This window comes from Brevibacterium sp. CSND-B09 (genome assembly GCF_052906525.1).
In genome coordinates this window covers 3513334-3527194 of sequence record NZ_JBREGI010000001.1, presented here as the reverse complement: position 1 = coordinate 3527194, position 13861 = coordinate 3513334, and the positions used below count along the sequence as shown (strand labels likewise).

Below are 13861 nucleotides of genomic sequence, written 5' to 3'. Positions count from 1 at the left end.
AACGATCTCAGTCGAAGAAGTGCTCGACGTCGATGGCTCCCCCGTCGCGGGCGAACTCTTCGGTCACCTCGGCGGCGAGGGCATCGTCGGCGAGGAAATCCAGGGCGGTGCACGCAAGGCCGTAGGCCCCGTCGAGCGCCGCGGTTTCGGCCGCAGGGGTCTTGGCGGCTGCAGCGAATTCACGGGTGTGCAGGGCCACCTCGGCGTCGGCGGTCTTGATGAGCGGATGGATACCGGGAATCCGGTAGGAGACGTTGCCGAAGTCCGTCGACGCGGCAATCGATTCGTCGAGCACGCCTGCGGGGAGCGGTTGGCGACCGCGCGTCTGTTCGTGTTCGGCCCAACGGGCGGTCAGCGCCGAATTCGTGCGTACGGGCAGCGACGGTGGATGTTCGTCCCAGTCGACGGTGACGCCGGTGCCGGTCATGAGCGCGGCACCCTTCGCCGCGTCTTCGACCCTGTCGGAGAGCTCTTTGAGTGTTTCGGGGAACTTCGAACGGACGTAGCACTGCACGGTGGCGGTTTCGGTGATGATCGACGGTCTCGTTCCGCCGTCGGTGATGACCGCGTGCAGACGGGAGATCGGCGGCATCTGCTGCCGCATCAGGCCGAGCCCCTGGTAGAAGAGGTTCGCCGCGTCGAGGGCGTTGCGCCCCATGAAGGGCTGCGCGGAGGCGTGGGCGGCGACCCCTGAATAGGTGACCTTGAGCAGGCGGCGTCCCAGCCACACTTGGTCGGCGCAGTCGTAGCCGTATCCGTGGACCATGATGGCCGCGTCGATGCCGTCGAAGGCGCCGGCGCGGGCCATGACCTCTTTGCCCGAATGGCCTTCTTCGGCCGGGGTGCCCAGCAGCACGACGGTGCCCGGCACTGCTGCGGGGTCTTTCTCGTGCAAGGCGTGGAGGGCGAGAAAGGCACCGACTCCGGCGGTGGCGATGATGTTGTGTCCGCACGCATGGCCGATTTCGGGCAGGGCATCGTATTCGGCGAGGATCGCGATCGTGCGACCGTGACCGGATCCCGTCGTCGCACGCAATGTGGTCTTCACACCGTAGAGGCCGGTCTCGACGTCGACTCCGTGTTTCTCCAGCACCGAGGCGATCGCAGCGACCGAATCGAACTCTTCGAACGCGGTCTCTGCGAGGTCATGGACGGTGTGGAGCAGACTCGTGAGGTCGCCTTCCGCGGCATCGAGGCCCGCGGCGATGCCGGACCGGCTCGTCTCGGGGGCGCCGGTGAAGTCGGAGACCCACTCGGCTGCCTGCTCGGCCCGATCCCGGGTCTGTCGAGCCATCTCGTCGAGGTAGCTGTCGTCCGGTGTGGTCGAGTGGCCGAGGTCACGGATTTCGCTCATGGGTCATAAGCATAGGTGCCCTGCCGATCTGACACGCCCGGAACGGTCAGACTTCGACGAGGCGAATGGCCAGGGAGTCGATCTTCGCGACGAGGTCCTCGTCACCGGCGACGGTTTCCTGGAACCGGCGCACCTCTTCCGGCGGCACCTCGGACTCGACACCGAGCGTGATGCCGAGCTCCGGCCCACCGAGGTGGACGCTGTTGCTGCCGGGGCTCACACCGATCCGAGCCAGCCACGGGAAGGACTCGGCGATGGCACGCAGGCGCTGAGCCACCTCGGCGTCGGCCCAGGACGGAGTCCAGGGCTGGGACTGCACGAACGCGAACATGGCGGGGCGGCGCAGCAGGAATGAGGACTCGGCTCCGGGATCGAGGACGACGAGCTGGGACTCGGCCTCGATCGCCCCGAGGACGAGCCGTTCGGACTCGATCGGCACGGGACGGGCATCGGAATGCCACGCCGTCAGCGGTGGGATTCCGGAGAATCCGGGTGTGCACTCGCGGCCGTCCTCGGCTTGGAGACGGACCATCGCCATCTCCGAGGAGTTATCGGCCATGAGCCCGTTCTCTCCGACCTCCTGGTCGAGAACCATCGGCACGATCGGCGCATAGAGCCTCGCCCCGGACAGGGCCGTGACGACCTGCTGGTGTGCGGCCGGGTCCAGGGGTGTCTGAGCGACCTGGGTCAGGGCCTCCAGCAGGGCCGCATCCGCGAGTCCGGTGTCGCCGGAGAACGGGTTGGGTTTGAGGTCCCGGCCCTCCCACGCCTGTCCGGCGGAATCCGTCGGGGCGTGGGCCTCGCCTGACCGAGCATCAGACGCGGCGGACCGGGGCTCGTCCGACTCATGCGGCCGGTCCGGCTCGTGCGGCTGGTCCGGCTCGTGCGGCTGGTCCGGCTCGTGCGGCTGGTCCGGCTCGTGCGAGTGCGTGCTCACAGACTCACCGTCCTGCGACGTCGAGGGCTTCTTCCAGAGTGAACTTGCCGGCGTAGAGTGCCTTGCCCACGATCGCCGAGTCGACGCCGAAGGGCACGAGCTCACGGAGGGCTCGCAGGTCGTCGAGGCTCGAGACTCCGCCGGAGGCCACGATCGGAGAGTCGGTCTTCTGCGCGAGATCCTTGAGCAGGTCAACATTGGGTCCCTGCAGGGTGCCGTCCTTGCGCACATCGGTGACGACGTAGCGGGAGCAGCCGGCGGCTTCGAGGGTGGCGAGGACCTCGTAGAGGTCGCCGCCGTCCTTCGTCCAGCCGCGGGCGGCCAGGGTGGTTCCGCGCACGTCGAGGCCGATGGCGACCTGATCGCCGAAGCGCGAGATCATCTCGGCCGTCCACTCGGGGTTCTCCAGGGCGGCGGTGCCGATGTTGACGCGCTCGGCTCCGGTGTCGAGTGCGCGTTCGAGGCTTTCGGTGTCACGGATGCCACCGGAGAGTTCGACCTTGATCCCCACGGCCTTGACGACCTGGTTGAGCAGATCCGAGTTCGATCCGCGCCCGAAGGCGGCGTCGAGGTCGACGAGGTGGATCCATTCGGCGCCGCGGCTCTCGAAGTCCTGTGCGGCGTCGATGGGTGAACCGTAGTCGGTTTCGGTTCCGGCTTCGCCCTGGACGAGGCGGACGGCCTTGCCGTCGGCGACGTCGACGGCGGGAAGGAGGACCAGCTTGTTCGAACTGTCTGTCATTGTGACCTTTCTGCCAGGGTGCCACGGGGTTTGAGGCAACCATAGTCGGTGTGCTCGGTCAGGAGCTGAGTGAGTCTGTGGGGTTGGTGCCGGAGCTGCCGGAACCGCTGCCCGGGCTGCCGTCGGCGGCGAACGAGGCGAGCCAGTTGCGCAGGAGCTTGGCGCCCGCCTCGGCGGATTTCTCGGGATGGAACTGTGCTGCCCAGGTGGTTCCGTCTTCGACAGCGGCGATGAAGTCATTGCCGTGGCGGGCGGTCGTCACCGTTGCGTTCGCCGGCGGCTCGGTCGCGGCGTAGGAGTGGACGAAGTAGAAGCGTTCGTCTCCGATGCCGGCGAACATGGCCGAGTCTGCGGGAGCGTTGACCTTCGACCATCCCATATGCGGGATGACCGGTGCTTCGAGGCCGGTGACGGCTCCAGGCCACAGACCGATGCCCTCTGTCTTGACTCCGTGTTCGACGCCGCGGGCGAAGAACACCTGGAGGCCGACGCAGATGCCGAGCAGCGGTCGACCCTGTTCGTGGCGTGCCCGGATGAGGTCGACTCCCCCGACGTTCTCCAGTCCGGCCATCACGGCCGAAAACGCGCCGACGCCTGGGACCAGCAGTCCGTCGGAGTCGTTGATGACATCGTGATCGGCCGTGAGAGTGACCTCGGCGCCGGCTGCGGCGACCGCACGCACGGCGGAGCGGACGTTTCCGGCACCGTAGTCGAGGACGGCGACAGTCGTCATCGCTTCGCCCCCTTGCTCAACACCGACCAGATCCTCCACAGGGAGAACCCGAGGACGATGGCACCGAGTGTGGCGACGACACAGGCGATGGTGTTCCCGCCCAGGGCCAGAGCAATGCCGAAGGCCATGACGAGTCCGGCGAGGACGGCGGCGATGATCCACAGCAGCGCGGTGCGTGCCATGGCGGCCCGACCCGGGCTCATCGTGGCCGCACTGGCCTGCAGCTTCGTCATCGACGAGGTCGGGATATTGCCTTCGACGTCCTCTGCGGCAACGGTTTCGAGCAGCAGACCTTCGAGCACATCGGGCAGGTTCTTCAGCGCCAGCCCGGCCGGCACATCGGATTCGCGGGCACCGTGGCGGAAATGGCCGGCGTCGATCTGCTCTTCGCTGCGCACGAGGAGGAGGACCTCGTGTTTGCCCGCGAGCTTCGAGATCGCCGCGGCCGCCTCGTTGCCGGCTTTGACATCCGTGTCGGCGAGCACGATTCCGCTGAACTCGCCGATCGGCACGATGGTGCCGGAGATGTTCGACAGCACGCAGGCGGCGGCCAACTGCTGGGCGACCCCGAACGGGGTCACGATGACGGTCGTGCTCACAGGACTCCCTTGGTGCTGGGAACGGAATCGCTGCGCGGATCGGTTTCGACGGCCTCGCGCAGCGCGCGGGCGAAGGCCTTGAACTCGGCTTCGACGATGTGGTGCGGGTCGCGACCGCGCACCAGGTCGAGGTGGACGGTCAGGCCGCCGTTGAAGGCGATCGATTCCAGCGAGTGGGAGGTCATCGAACCGGTGAAGTGACCGCCGATGAGGTGGTACTGCTGGCCTTCGGGCTCGCCTTCGTGGACGAAATAGGGGCGGCCGGAGACGTCGACGACGCACTGGGCCAGGGCCTCGTCCAGCGGCACGGCGGCGAAACCGTAGCGGCGGATGCCGACCTTGTCGCCGAGCGCTTCGCGCAGGGTCTGACCGAGCACGATCGAGGTGTCTTCGACGGTGTGGTGGACGTCGATGTGCGTGTCACCGGTCGCGGTGATGTCGAGGTCGATCATCGAGTGCTTCGACAGGGCGGTGAGCATATGGTCGAAGAACGGCACGGAAGTCGAGATGTTCGAGGTGCCGGTGCCGTCGAGGTTGACGGACACGGACACCGTGGACTCGGACGTGGTGCGTGAGTTCTGGGCCTGCCTCATGGAGTGCCTTTCGTCGGGACGGCTGATGACGGGGTCGGAGACTGCGGACGGTCCGCGAGGATGTCCGGTGATTCGGCGAGGATATCGTCGATGGCGGTCAGGAACGCTTCGGTCTCTGCCTCGGTGCCGGCGTTGACGCGGGCGTGGCCGGTGATGCCGATATCGCGGATGAGGACTCCGCGGTCGAGAAGCTTCTGCCACAGGTCGGCCGGTGAGGCGATGTTGCCGAAGAGGACGAAGTTCGAATCGCTGTCGTGGACGGTGAAGCCCGCCTCGGCGAGGTGGCTGGACATCCGGTTGCGCGAGTCGATGAGCCGGTCGACGTTGCCCAGCAGCAGTTCGGCATGTTCGAGAGCCGTGCAGGCCAGCACCTGGGTGACCTCGGACAAGTGGTAGGGCAGACGGACGAGACGAAGGACGTCGATGAGCCCGGGGGCGGCGATGGCGTAGCCCAAGCGCAGTCCGGCACAGGCGAAGGCCTTGCTCATGGTGCGGGAGACGACGAGGCGGGGCCGACCCTCAAGCAGAGTCATCGCCGAGGACTTGGCGGGGCGGGAGAATTCCGCATATGCCTCGTCGACGATGACTATCCCTGCGCAGTTGTCGTAGGCGGCTTCGATGACGTCGAGGCCGATCGAGGTGCCGGTCGGATTGTTCGGAGTACACAGGAAGACGATGTCCGGATTCGCACGAGCCACCTCGGCGGCGACCGTCTCGGCATCGAGAGTGAAGTCGTCCTTGCGTTCGACGTGCTGCCATTCGGCACCCGTGCCCGTGGTGATGAGCGGGTGCATCGAATACGAGGGGGTGAAGCCGAGGACTGTGCGGCCCGGGCCACCGAAGGCCTGGACGATATGGCTGAGCACTTCGTTCGAACCATTGGCGGCCCAGATCATGGAGGGGTCGAGGCCGACGGAGTCACCGGCGCGTTCGTTCACACCGTCCAGATAGGTGACGAGGTGTTCGCGCAGTGCGGTGAATTCGCGATCGGGATATCGATTGAGTCCGGCGAAATGATCGTCGACGGCTGCGCGCATGCTGTCGACTACGACATCCGGAAGCGGATAGGCGTTCTCGTTGACGTTGAGCTGGACCGGCACATTGAGGTGCGGCGCCCCGTACGGCTTGAGGCCGACGAGGTCTGAACGCACTGGCAGAGAGTCGATGTTTCCCACGGCGATCATTCTACCGAGAGGCCCCCGCCGCCCGGGCGGCGGGTCGGGCATCGAGATACGCCGGTCGGCTCACCCGATCGAACGGGTCAGCGCGCTGTCAGTCGGGCCGGCGCCCTGCCGGTCGAGCAGGGTCCGGCCTCAGCGGACGGGGACGTCGAGGGTCTGTCCGGGGTGAACCGTCGGGGTGTCCAGGTGGTTGATCTCGACGATATCGGCAACGACATCGCGGGTGTCGCGGTCGATGCCGAGATTCGAAGCCACGGTCCACAGCGATTCGCCCTCACCGACGACGACTGCCTCGGCGTCGATGCCGATGCTCTCCGTCTCCGATTCGGCGACGGCAGCTGCCGAGAACGACTGGGTGGCGAGGAGGACCGCCCCGCCGATGACGACGAGAGCGACGAGCAGGGTCCGGAGAAGGCGCACAGCCTGGCGTCCACGAGGGGTCAGGTGCAGCTCGGTGTTCTGTGCAGACATCGCATTACCTCTTTCATTCGTACGATTCCACCAGTAATCGGTAGAACGTCTGTTCTATTCAACATGCCAATCGAACAAATGTCCAGTCCAACTCGAACATCTATGCGACAATGAGAGGGAACCAGCGTTGTTGATTGATCTGTCAGAACCATCTCAGTCGGCACTGACACGAGAATTTCCGAAGCGGAGATCACGGCGTTCAGCGGCAGGGAATAGAACGAAGGGGAACGAGCAATGGTTCAGAACAAACGAGGCAGAGGCAGGCCTCGCAACGAAGATGTTGCCAGCGAGATCGCTGCCGCTCGCACCGATGACGACGTCGTCCAGATCCCTGAGGGGTCATCCGGTGAGGGCGATTTCCGCCTCACTCCCCGTCAGCGTCTCGTGCTCGAAACCATCGAACGCGCGGTCGTGACCAACGGCTACCCGCCGAGCATGCGCGAGATCGGCAAGGCCGCCGGGCTGGCCTCCCTCTCCAGCGTCGCCCACCAGCTCTCCCAGCTCGAACGCCTCGGCTATGTCCGCCGCGACCCGAAGCGCCCGCGTGCCATCGAAGTGGTCAATCCGTTCGAAGAGGAAGAGGCCGAACGCGCGAAGTACGAGGAGCTGGCCAACAACACCGTGCAGGTGCCGGTCGTCGGACGCATCGCCGCCGGTGGGCCGATCCTGGCCGAACAGGAAGTCGACGATGTCTTCTCCCTGCCGACCCAGGTCGTCGGCTCCGGTGAGATGTTCCTGCTCAAGGTCGTCGGCGATTCGATGATCGAAGCCGCCATCTGCCACGACGACTGGGTGGTCGTGCGCAAGCAGCACACCGCTGACAACGGTCAGATCGTCGCCGCCCTCCTCGACGGCGAGGCCACGGTGAAGACGCTCAAGCGCAAGGCCGGTCAGCAGTGGCTGATGCCGCAGAACGAGAACTACGAACCCATCGACGGTACCTACGCGCAGATCATGGGTCTCGTCGTCGCCGTCATCCGCCGCCTCTGATGTTCCGTCGGCTCTCCGCAATCTGACCGCAAAGGCCCGCGACCGATTCGGTCGCGGGCCTTTGCGTCATCCTTCGTCGGTTTCGGCCAGCCTCGCCAGGCTCTTGCGAACGAGACCGGAGTTCGTCGTCGGCCACATCCTCGGCATCGAATTGACGAGGAACCCGGCATACCGGGCCGAGCGCAGCCGCGAGTCGAGCACGGCCACCACTCCCCTGTCCTTGGTCGACCGGATGAGGCGTCCGGCGCCCTGAGCCAGACGCAGGGCGGCATGCGTGGCCGACACCGCCATGAATCCGTTGACGCCCCGCTGGTCGGCATCGCGTGCCCGCGCCTGCATGAGCGGGTCGTCCGGACGTGGGAACGGCAGACGATCGATGATGACCAGACGGTTCGTCCGTCCCGGCACATCGACCCCCTGCCACAGTGACATGGTTCCGAACAGGCAGGTCTGGTCGTCGGCCGTGAACTGAGAGACCAGCGCCGGCAGGCCGTCATCGCCTTGGAGCAGGATCGGGAAATCGAACTTCTTCCGCAGGTGTTCGGCCGCCGCGTTTGCGGCCGCCCGGGAAGAGAACAGGCCCAGTGCCCCGCCGTTCGAGGATTCGACGAGTTCCTCGAGTTCGGTCAGCGCTTCCTCGCTCAGTCCGCTGCGTCCGGGCTTGGGCAGGTGGGAGGCGACATAGAGGATTCCCTGTTTGCCGTAGTCGAAGGGTGATCCGACATCGAGGCTGTCCCATTTCGGGGCGTCGGGTCCGAAGAGTCCCAACGAGGCGGCCACCGCGTCGAAGTTCCCACCCAGGGACAGGGTCGCAGAGGTGGCCACGACCGTGGATTCTTCGAAGATGCCGTTGCGCATGGTTCCGGCCACGCTCAAGGGCGCGACGACGAGGTTCGTCGTCTCCTTCTCCCGGAAGGTCGAGCGCGAGAGCCAGATGACGTCGTTCTTGCCCGGGTCACAGAAGCGTTCGGCGAGTTCGAAGATCTCCTGGCAGCGCGCCTTGGCCATCTGCCGTCCGGCATCGGCGTCCTCGGTCTTGCCGCCGATGTCATTGATGATCTGGCGAGCGGAGTCGCGGATCTGTGCCAGGGCCAGTCCGAGCGCCTCGCTCATATGCAGGATGAGTCCCTCGGGCACAGAGGTCTGCGCACGTTCGAGTGCTGCCGCGGCGGAATCGAGCAGGGACACGACCCCGTCCTGGACGGTGGTGTGTTTGCGTACGGAGCTCGTCGCGGCCGAAAGCATGCTCGTGTTGATCTGCCCGGACAGGGCGCTCGTCACCCGGTCCTTGAGCTCATGGGCCTCGTCGATGATGATGACATCGTGTTCGGGCAGCACGTTCGATTCCCCGAAGGCGTCGATGGCCAACAGGGCATGGTTCGTCACGACGATATCGGCTTCGGCGGCCTTGTTCCGGGCGATTTCGGCGAAGCATTCGGTGAACAGCGGACAGTTCGAACCGAGGCAGTCGAAGGCGTTGACGGACACCTGTGACCAGGCACGATCGCTGACGCCGGGCAGGAGATCGTCCCGGTCGCCGGTGTCGGTGGTCTTCTCCCAGGTGCGGATCCGCTGGATCTCCTCCCCCAGGCCGGAGCGTTCTGTGGGTTTGCGTCCCGCCTCGGCGTCGGCACCGAGGTCGAAGAGCATGCCCTCGCCCTCGTCGGGGTACCCGCCGGCGAGCTTGTGCTTGCACACATAGTTTCGGCGGCCTTTGAGCAGTGCCGCCCGGGGCAGCGGATCGAGGTCCTTCTTCACGGCCTTGAACAGCCGGGGCAGGTCGCGGTGGATGATCTGCGTCTGCAGGGCCAAGGTTGCCGTGGACACGACGACCTTCCCGCCGGTGCGGGTAGCGTACTCGGCCGCCGGCACCAGGTAGGCCAGCGATTTGCCGGTGCCGGTTCCCGCCTGCACGAGCAGATGGATTCCCTTGTCCAGCGACGAGGCGACCGCCTGCGCCATCTCCTGCTGACCCTCGCGTGGCGATCCGCCGATGGCGCCGACGGCGGATTCGAGGAGGGTGTCGACAGTCTTCACTCGTCGATGACCAGGTCCGGACGTTGGAATTCGCGCAGTTCGTCGACGAGTTCGGTCGGCACCTTGGCCTGCAGGCTGGTGCCCTCCGTGCCGTGCGATTCGTGTTCGACCGTACCGAGGGCGTAGATCTTCGACACGAGGTCACCGCGTTCATAGGGAATGAGCACGGTCATGTCGATGTCCGGGACGGGAAGGCGGTCCTCGATGGCCTCAATGAGGTCATCGATGCCTTCCTTCGAGACGGCGGAGACGAACTGGGCGTCGGGATACTCCGCTCTCAGGCCGGTGATCACGGCCTCCTCGGCGATATCTGCCTTGTTGAACACGAGGAGTTCGGGGATGTCTCCGGTCTCGACGTCTTTGAGGACGTCGCGCACGGCCTGGATCTGTCCGTGCGGATCCGGGTGGGACGCATCGACGACGTGGAGGAGCAGATCCGAACCGGCGGCTTCCTCCAGGGTCGAGCGGAAGGCCTCGACGAGCTGATGGGGCAGGTTGCGGACGAACCCGACGGTGTCCGTGTAGGTGAAGACGAGGCCGTCGGCGGTCTTGGCCTGCCGGACGGTCGGGTCGAGGGTGGCGAACAGGGCGTTCTGCACCATCACCTCGGCGTCGGTGAGCAGGTTGAGCAGGGAGGACTTGCCCGCGTTCGTATAGCCGACGATCGCGACGGAGGGCACGTGGTGGCGGGCGCGGTTCTTCCGCTTCGTCTCCCGCGAGGGCGCCATGGCGTTGATCTCGCGGCGCAGCTTCGACATGCGCGTACGGATGCGGCGACGGTCGAGTTCGATCTTCGTCTCACCGGGTCCGCGGGAGCCGATTCCGGCACCGCCTGCGACACGGCCGCCGGCCTGCCGGGACAGCGATTCACCCCAACCGCGCAGTCGCGGCAGCAGGTATTCGAGTTGGGCGAGTTCGACTTGGGCCTTGCCTTCGCGGGATTTCGCGTGCTGGGCGAAGATGTCGAGGATGAGCGCGACGCGGTCGACGACCTTGACCTTGATGACGTCCTCGAGTCCGCGCCTCTGGCTGGGGGCGAGTTCGGAGTCGATGATCACGGTGTCGGCGCCGACGGAGGCGACGACCTCGGCGAGTTCGGTGGCTTTGCCCTTGCCGAGATAGGTTCCTGGGTCCGGCTTGTCGCGACGCTGGATGAGCGCGTCGAGGACTTCGGAACCGGCGGTTTCGGCGAGTGCGGCGAGTTCGCGGATCGAGTTCTCGGCTTCGGCCTGGGTGGTGTTCCAGATGCCGGCGAGGACGACGCGTTCGAGGCGGACCTGACGGTATTCGACCTCGGTGATGTCTTCGAGCTCGGTGGAGAGTCCGGCGACGCGGGTGAGTGCGGCGCGCTCGGCGAGGTCGAACTGGTCATCGCCCGGGGTAGTGTCGTGATCATCGAGGGCTTGGGCACCTCGGGAGAGCACACGATCGAGCATCGCGTTGCGACGCTCCTTGTCTTCAGACGTCATTCATTCCTTTGTTCTCTGCCGCCCGCACGGGACTTCTCGTGCGGACGTCGTCATGCTTGCCACCGGTCGCGGCGATTCGCACCGACGGTGGTGTCCATCAATTCTCCCACAGCCGTCTAGACTGAAACGGTGTCAGAGCACTATTTCACCGAATCGCCGAGCAGCGAGGCCAAGTCGCGGGTACTCGACCTCGACCTGGCCGGCCGCGCCGTCACCGTCGAAACCGTATCCGGCACGTTCTCGCCCACTCGCCTCGACCTCGGCACGGCTGTGCTGCTGCGGCATCTGCCTCAGCCTCCGGCCGGCGATATCCTCGATCTCGGGTGCGGTTGGGGTCCGATCGCCCTGCACACGGCCTTGGATGCCCAGGACGCCGAGGTGGATGTGCGAGTGTGGGCGCTCGACGTCAACTCCCGGTCCCTGGAGACCACCGCGGCGAATGCGCGCAGGCTGGGTCTCGATACGATCAACACCGTCACCGCCGCGGATGTTCCCGCCGACCTGCAGTTCGCAGCGATCCGGTCGAATCCGCCGATCCGCATCGGCAAGGAAGCGCTGCACGAGCTCTTGGAGACGTGGCTGCCGCGTCTGGCCCCGGGTGGTCGCGCCGATCTCGTCGTGTCGAAGAACCTCGGCGCCGATTCTCTGCAGAAGTGGATCGCCGGGATGCTCGGTGACGGCTTCGAAGTCGTGCGCACGGGATCGTCGAAGGGTTTCCGCGTGCTCACGGTCGAGCGCGGCTGAGAGACTCTTCCCGGCTTCGGCTCAGCTGATCGTGCCGCTGGCGACGAGGACGGCTGGGCCGGCGAGGCTGACGCGTCCGCTCGTGCCTTCGGCGTCGGGTTCGATCTCGATGCGCAGCTGACCGCCGGGCACGTCGACTCTCCACTGCAGAGGCGACTTCTCGCCGGCCCAGTGGTGGGCTGCGATCGCTGCCGCGCAGGCTCCGGTTCCGCAGGAGTGGGTCTCACCGACGCCGCGTTCGAACACGCGCATGCGCAGGGCGCCTTCTCCCCCGGCCACATCGGACCGGGCGGGTTCCATGACGATGTATTCCACATTGGATCCCTGTCCCGGGACGGGGTCGAGGACGGGTGCATCACGCAGTTCGGCGGCGGCGAGTTCGGCGTTCTCGGCCAGGGCGACGACGGTGTGCGGGTTGCCGGTGGCCACGCGCAGTCCGGGACGGGCGACGTCGATGCCGCCGGTGGTCACGAGTACGCTGCTCGCGGGGTCGAGTGACCATTCGCCCATGTCGATGGTGTACCAGGCGTCGCTGGCGGATCCGGGTCCGGCTGTACCGGTGTCGACGACGTCGTCTCCGGTTTGGACGCCGAGGGCGGGATTGAGGGTGGTGCGCACGGCTTTGATGCCGTCACGGGTGCCGACGAGGATCTCGCGGGCATCGGCGGGGACGCGACCGCTGGTCAGGAGTGCGTGGGCGAAGACGCGAACTCCGTTGCCGCACATCTCGGAGAGGCTGCCGTCGTTGTTGTAGTAGTCCATGAACCATTCGGCACCGGCTTCGGCCTGTTCGGCGGCTCCGGGGATGCCGCTGGCTGCGGAGCGGACGATGCGGATGATGCCGTCGGCGCCGAGTCCGGCCCGTCGATCGGCCAGGGTGGCGACGGTTTCGGGATGCATCTCCAGTGTGCTGTCGTCGTCGGAGAGCAGAACGAAGTCGTTCTGGGTGCCGTGCCCCTTGACGAAGCTGACATCGGTCCAAGCGGCGAACGGGGTATCCGGAGTGCTCATGGCTCCATCCTATCTGTGAGCGTCCAGTCGGGTCTTCAGTGCCCGTTCAGGACGTCGAGTGCAGTCGCCACTTCATCAGCGATCATTCAGCACATCGAGTGCAGTCGCCAGATTCTGTTCGGCGTCGGCGGCACTGCCGTCGATCCAGCGGATGCGCGGGTCGCGGCGGAACCAGGTGTCCTGTCGGCGTGCGAACTGCCGGGTGCGGATCGTCGTCTCTTCCTTCGCCTCGGCGGCGGTGAGCTCTCCTGCCAGATGGCGTTGGATCTGTGCGTATCCGATGGCACGTGATGCTGTCTTGCCTTCGGCCAGCCCAACGTCGAGCAGACGCGTCACTTCGTCGACCCATCCGTGCTCCCACATGAGGTCGACGCGGGTGGCGATGCGCTCGTGCAGAATGGCCCGGTCCATGCTCAAGCCCAGGTGGATGGTCGGTTCGATCTCCTGGTAGTCCGGCAGTTGGGCGCTGAAGGGACGTCCCGTGAGTTCGATGACTTCGAGCGCTCGTGCGATACGTCGTTGGTCGTTGACGGTGATCTTCTCGGCCGCCTTCGGGTCGAGTTCGCGCAGCTTCTGATGCAGCCTCCACCGGTCTGTTGCGACCTCGGCCTCGAGGCGAGCCCGCACCTCGGAGTCGGTGCCGGGAAACTCCATATGATCGACCGCGGCACGAACGTAGAGCCCGGACCCGCCGACGAGGATCGGCCGCAGACCGCGCCCCCGGATGTCCGCAATCGCTGCCCGCGCACGTGCCTGAAAGTCCTGCACGTTCGCCTCTTCGGTGACGTCGAGGATATCGATGAGGTGATGCGGAATCCCCCGACGCTCATCGATCGGCAGCTTCGCCGTGCCGATGTCCATCCCTCGGTAGAACTGCATCGAATCCGTGTTGATGATCTCCCCGCCGAGGCGGTCGGCCAGATCCAGCGCCAGATCCGATTTCCCGGTGGCGGTGGCTCCGACGACGGTGATGATCGGCGAAGTGCCCTCAACCATCGGC

The 13861-nt window shown here is 66.1% G+C and carries 14 protein-coding genes; 2 read left to right on the top strand and 12 right to left on the bottom strand.

Translation table 11 applies throughout. From position 1 onward, the window contains the following. Positions 1–7 precede the first annotated feature (7 nt). From ACU4IU_RS15810 to ACU4IU_RS15775, 8 genes are all read right to left on the bottom strand, one after another. Entirely contained in the window at positions 8–1354 is a 1347-nt protein-coding gene (locus ACU4IU_RS15810; protein ID WP_446657253.1) for a M20 family metallopeptidase, read from the bottom strand. Positions 1355–1400: 46 nt separating this feature from the next. After that, positions 1401–2291, bottom strand: coding sequence for an SseB family protein (locus ACU4IU_RS15805; protein WP_446657252.1), 891 nt, complete (start codon positions 2289–2291; stop codon positions 1401–1403). 4 nt (positions 2292–2295) lie between these two features. Next, on the bottom strand, positions 2296–3033 hold the full coding sequence (priA, locus tag ACU4IU_RS15800) for a bifunctional 1-(5-phosphoribosyl)-5-((5-phosphoribosylamino)methylideneamino)imidazole-4-carboxamide isomerase/phosphoribosylanthranilate isomerase PriA (protein WP_139470134.1): 738 nt from the start codon (positions 3031–3033) through the stop codon (positions 2296–2298). A gap of 58 nt (positions 3034–3091) precedes the next feature. Beyond that, on the bottom strand, positions 3092–3766 hold the full coding sequence (hisH, locus tag ACU4IU_RS15795; RefSeq protein ID WP_446657251.1) for an imidazole glycerol phosphate synthase subunit HisH: 675 nt from the start codon (positions 3764–3766) through the stop codon (positions 3092–3094). Next, positions 3763–4365, bottom strand: coding sequence for a hypothetical protein (locus tag ACU4IU_RS15790; protein ID WP_446657250.1), 603 nt, complete (start codon positions 4363–4365; stop codon positions 3763–3765). The genes hisH and ACU4IU_RS15790 overlap by 4 nt, the downstream gene beginning before the upstream one ends. After that, the gene (gene hisB / locus ACU4IU_RS15785; protein WP_172174436.1) at positions 4362–4958 is read right to left on the bottom strand and encodes an imidazoleglycerol-phosphate dehydratase HisB; all 597 of its coding nucleotides are present in this window, start codon (positions 4956–4958) and stop codon (positions 4362–4364) included. Before hisB ends, ACU4IU_RS15790 begins: the two co-directional genes overlap by 4 nt. Continuing rightward, positions 4955–6133 carry a histidinol-phosphate transaminase gene (locus tag ACU4IU_RS15780; RefSeq protein WP_446657249.1) on the bottom strand — a complete coding sequence of 393 codons (1179 nt, stop codon included), beginning with the start codon at positions 6131–6133 and terminating at the stop codon, positions 4955–4957. Before ACU4IU_RS15780 ends, hisB begins: the two co-directional genes overlap by 4 nt. Before the next feature lie 138 nt (positions 6134–6271). Continuing rightward, positions 6272–6610 (bottom strand): LysM peptidoglycan-binding domain-containing protein, encoded by a 339-nt coding sequence (locus ACU4IU_RS15775; protein WP_101546893.1) that lies wholly within the window; start codon positions 6608–6610, stop codon positions 6272–6274. A gap of 234 nt (positions 6611–6844) precedes the next feature. Here ACU4IU_RS15775 and lexA point away from each other — a divergent pair, with 234 nt between their 5' ends. Then, positions 6845–7600 carry a transcriptional repressor LexA gene (lexA, locus tag ACU4IU_RS15770; protein WP_092012603.1) on the top strand — a complete coding sequence of 252 codons (756 nt, stop codon included), beginning with the start codon at positions 6845–6847 and terminating at the stop codon, positions 7598–7600. 66 nt (positions 7601–7666) lie between these two features. On the opposite strand, the gene ACU4IU_RS15765 is transcribed toward lexA, so the two are convergent. Together ACU4IU_RS15765 and hflX are read right to left on the bottom strand one after the other, a co-directional pair. Continuing rightward, on the bottom strand, positions 7667–9637 hold the full coding sequence (locus ACU4IU_RS15765) for an ATP-dependent DNA helicase (RefSeq protein ID WP_446657248.1): 1971 nt from the start codon (positions 9635–9637) through the stop codon (positions 7667–7669). Next, a complete protein-coding gene (gene hflX / locus ACU4IU_RS15760; RefSeq protein ID WP_446657247.1) occupies positions 9634–11106 on the bottom strand; it encodes a GTPase HflX in 1473 nt (490 codons plus the stop codon). The genes ACU4IU_RS15765 and hflX overlap by 4 nt, the downstream gene beginning before the upstream one ends. A gap of 129 nt (positions 11107–11235) precedes the next feature. On the opposite strand from hflX, the gene ACU4IU_RS15755 reads away from it, so the two are divergent. Beyond that, positions 11236–11850, top strand: coding sequence for a methyltransferase (locus ACU4IU_RS15755; RefSeq protein ID WP_139908390.1), 615 nt, complete (start codon positions 11236–11238; stop codon positions 11848–11850). A 21-nt stretch (positions 11851–11871) separates the two neighbouring features. Here the strand turns inward: ACU4IU_RS15755 and dapF are convergent, their stop codons facing one another. Both dapF and miaA read right to left on the bottom strand, forming a co-directional pair. After that, a complete protein-coding gene (gene dapF, locus ACU4IU_RS15750) occupies positions 11872–12861 on the bottom strand; it encodes a diaminopimelate epimerase (RefSeq protein WP_446657246.1) in 990 nt (329 codons plus the stop codon). 75 nt (positions 12862–12936) lie between these two features. Then, entirely contained in the window at positions 12937–13857 is a 921-nt protein-coding gene (gene miaA / locus ACU4IU_RS15745) for a tRNA (adenosine(37)-N6)-dimethylallyltransferase MiaA (RefSeq protein WP_446657245.1), read from the bottom strand. Positions 13858–13861: the final 4 nt, after the last annotated feature.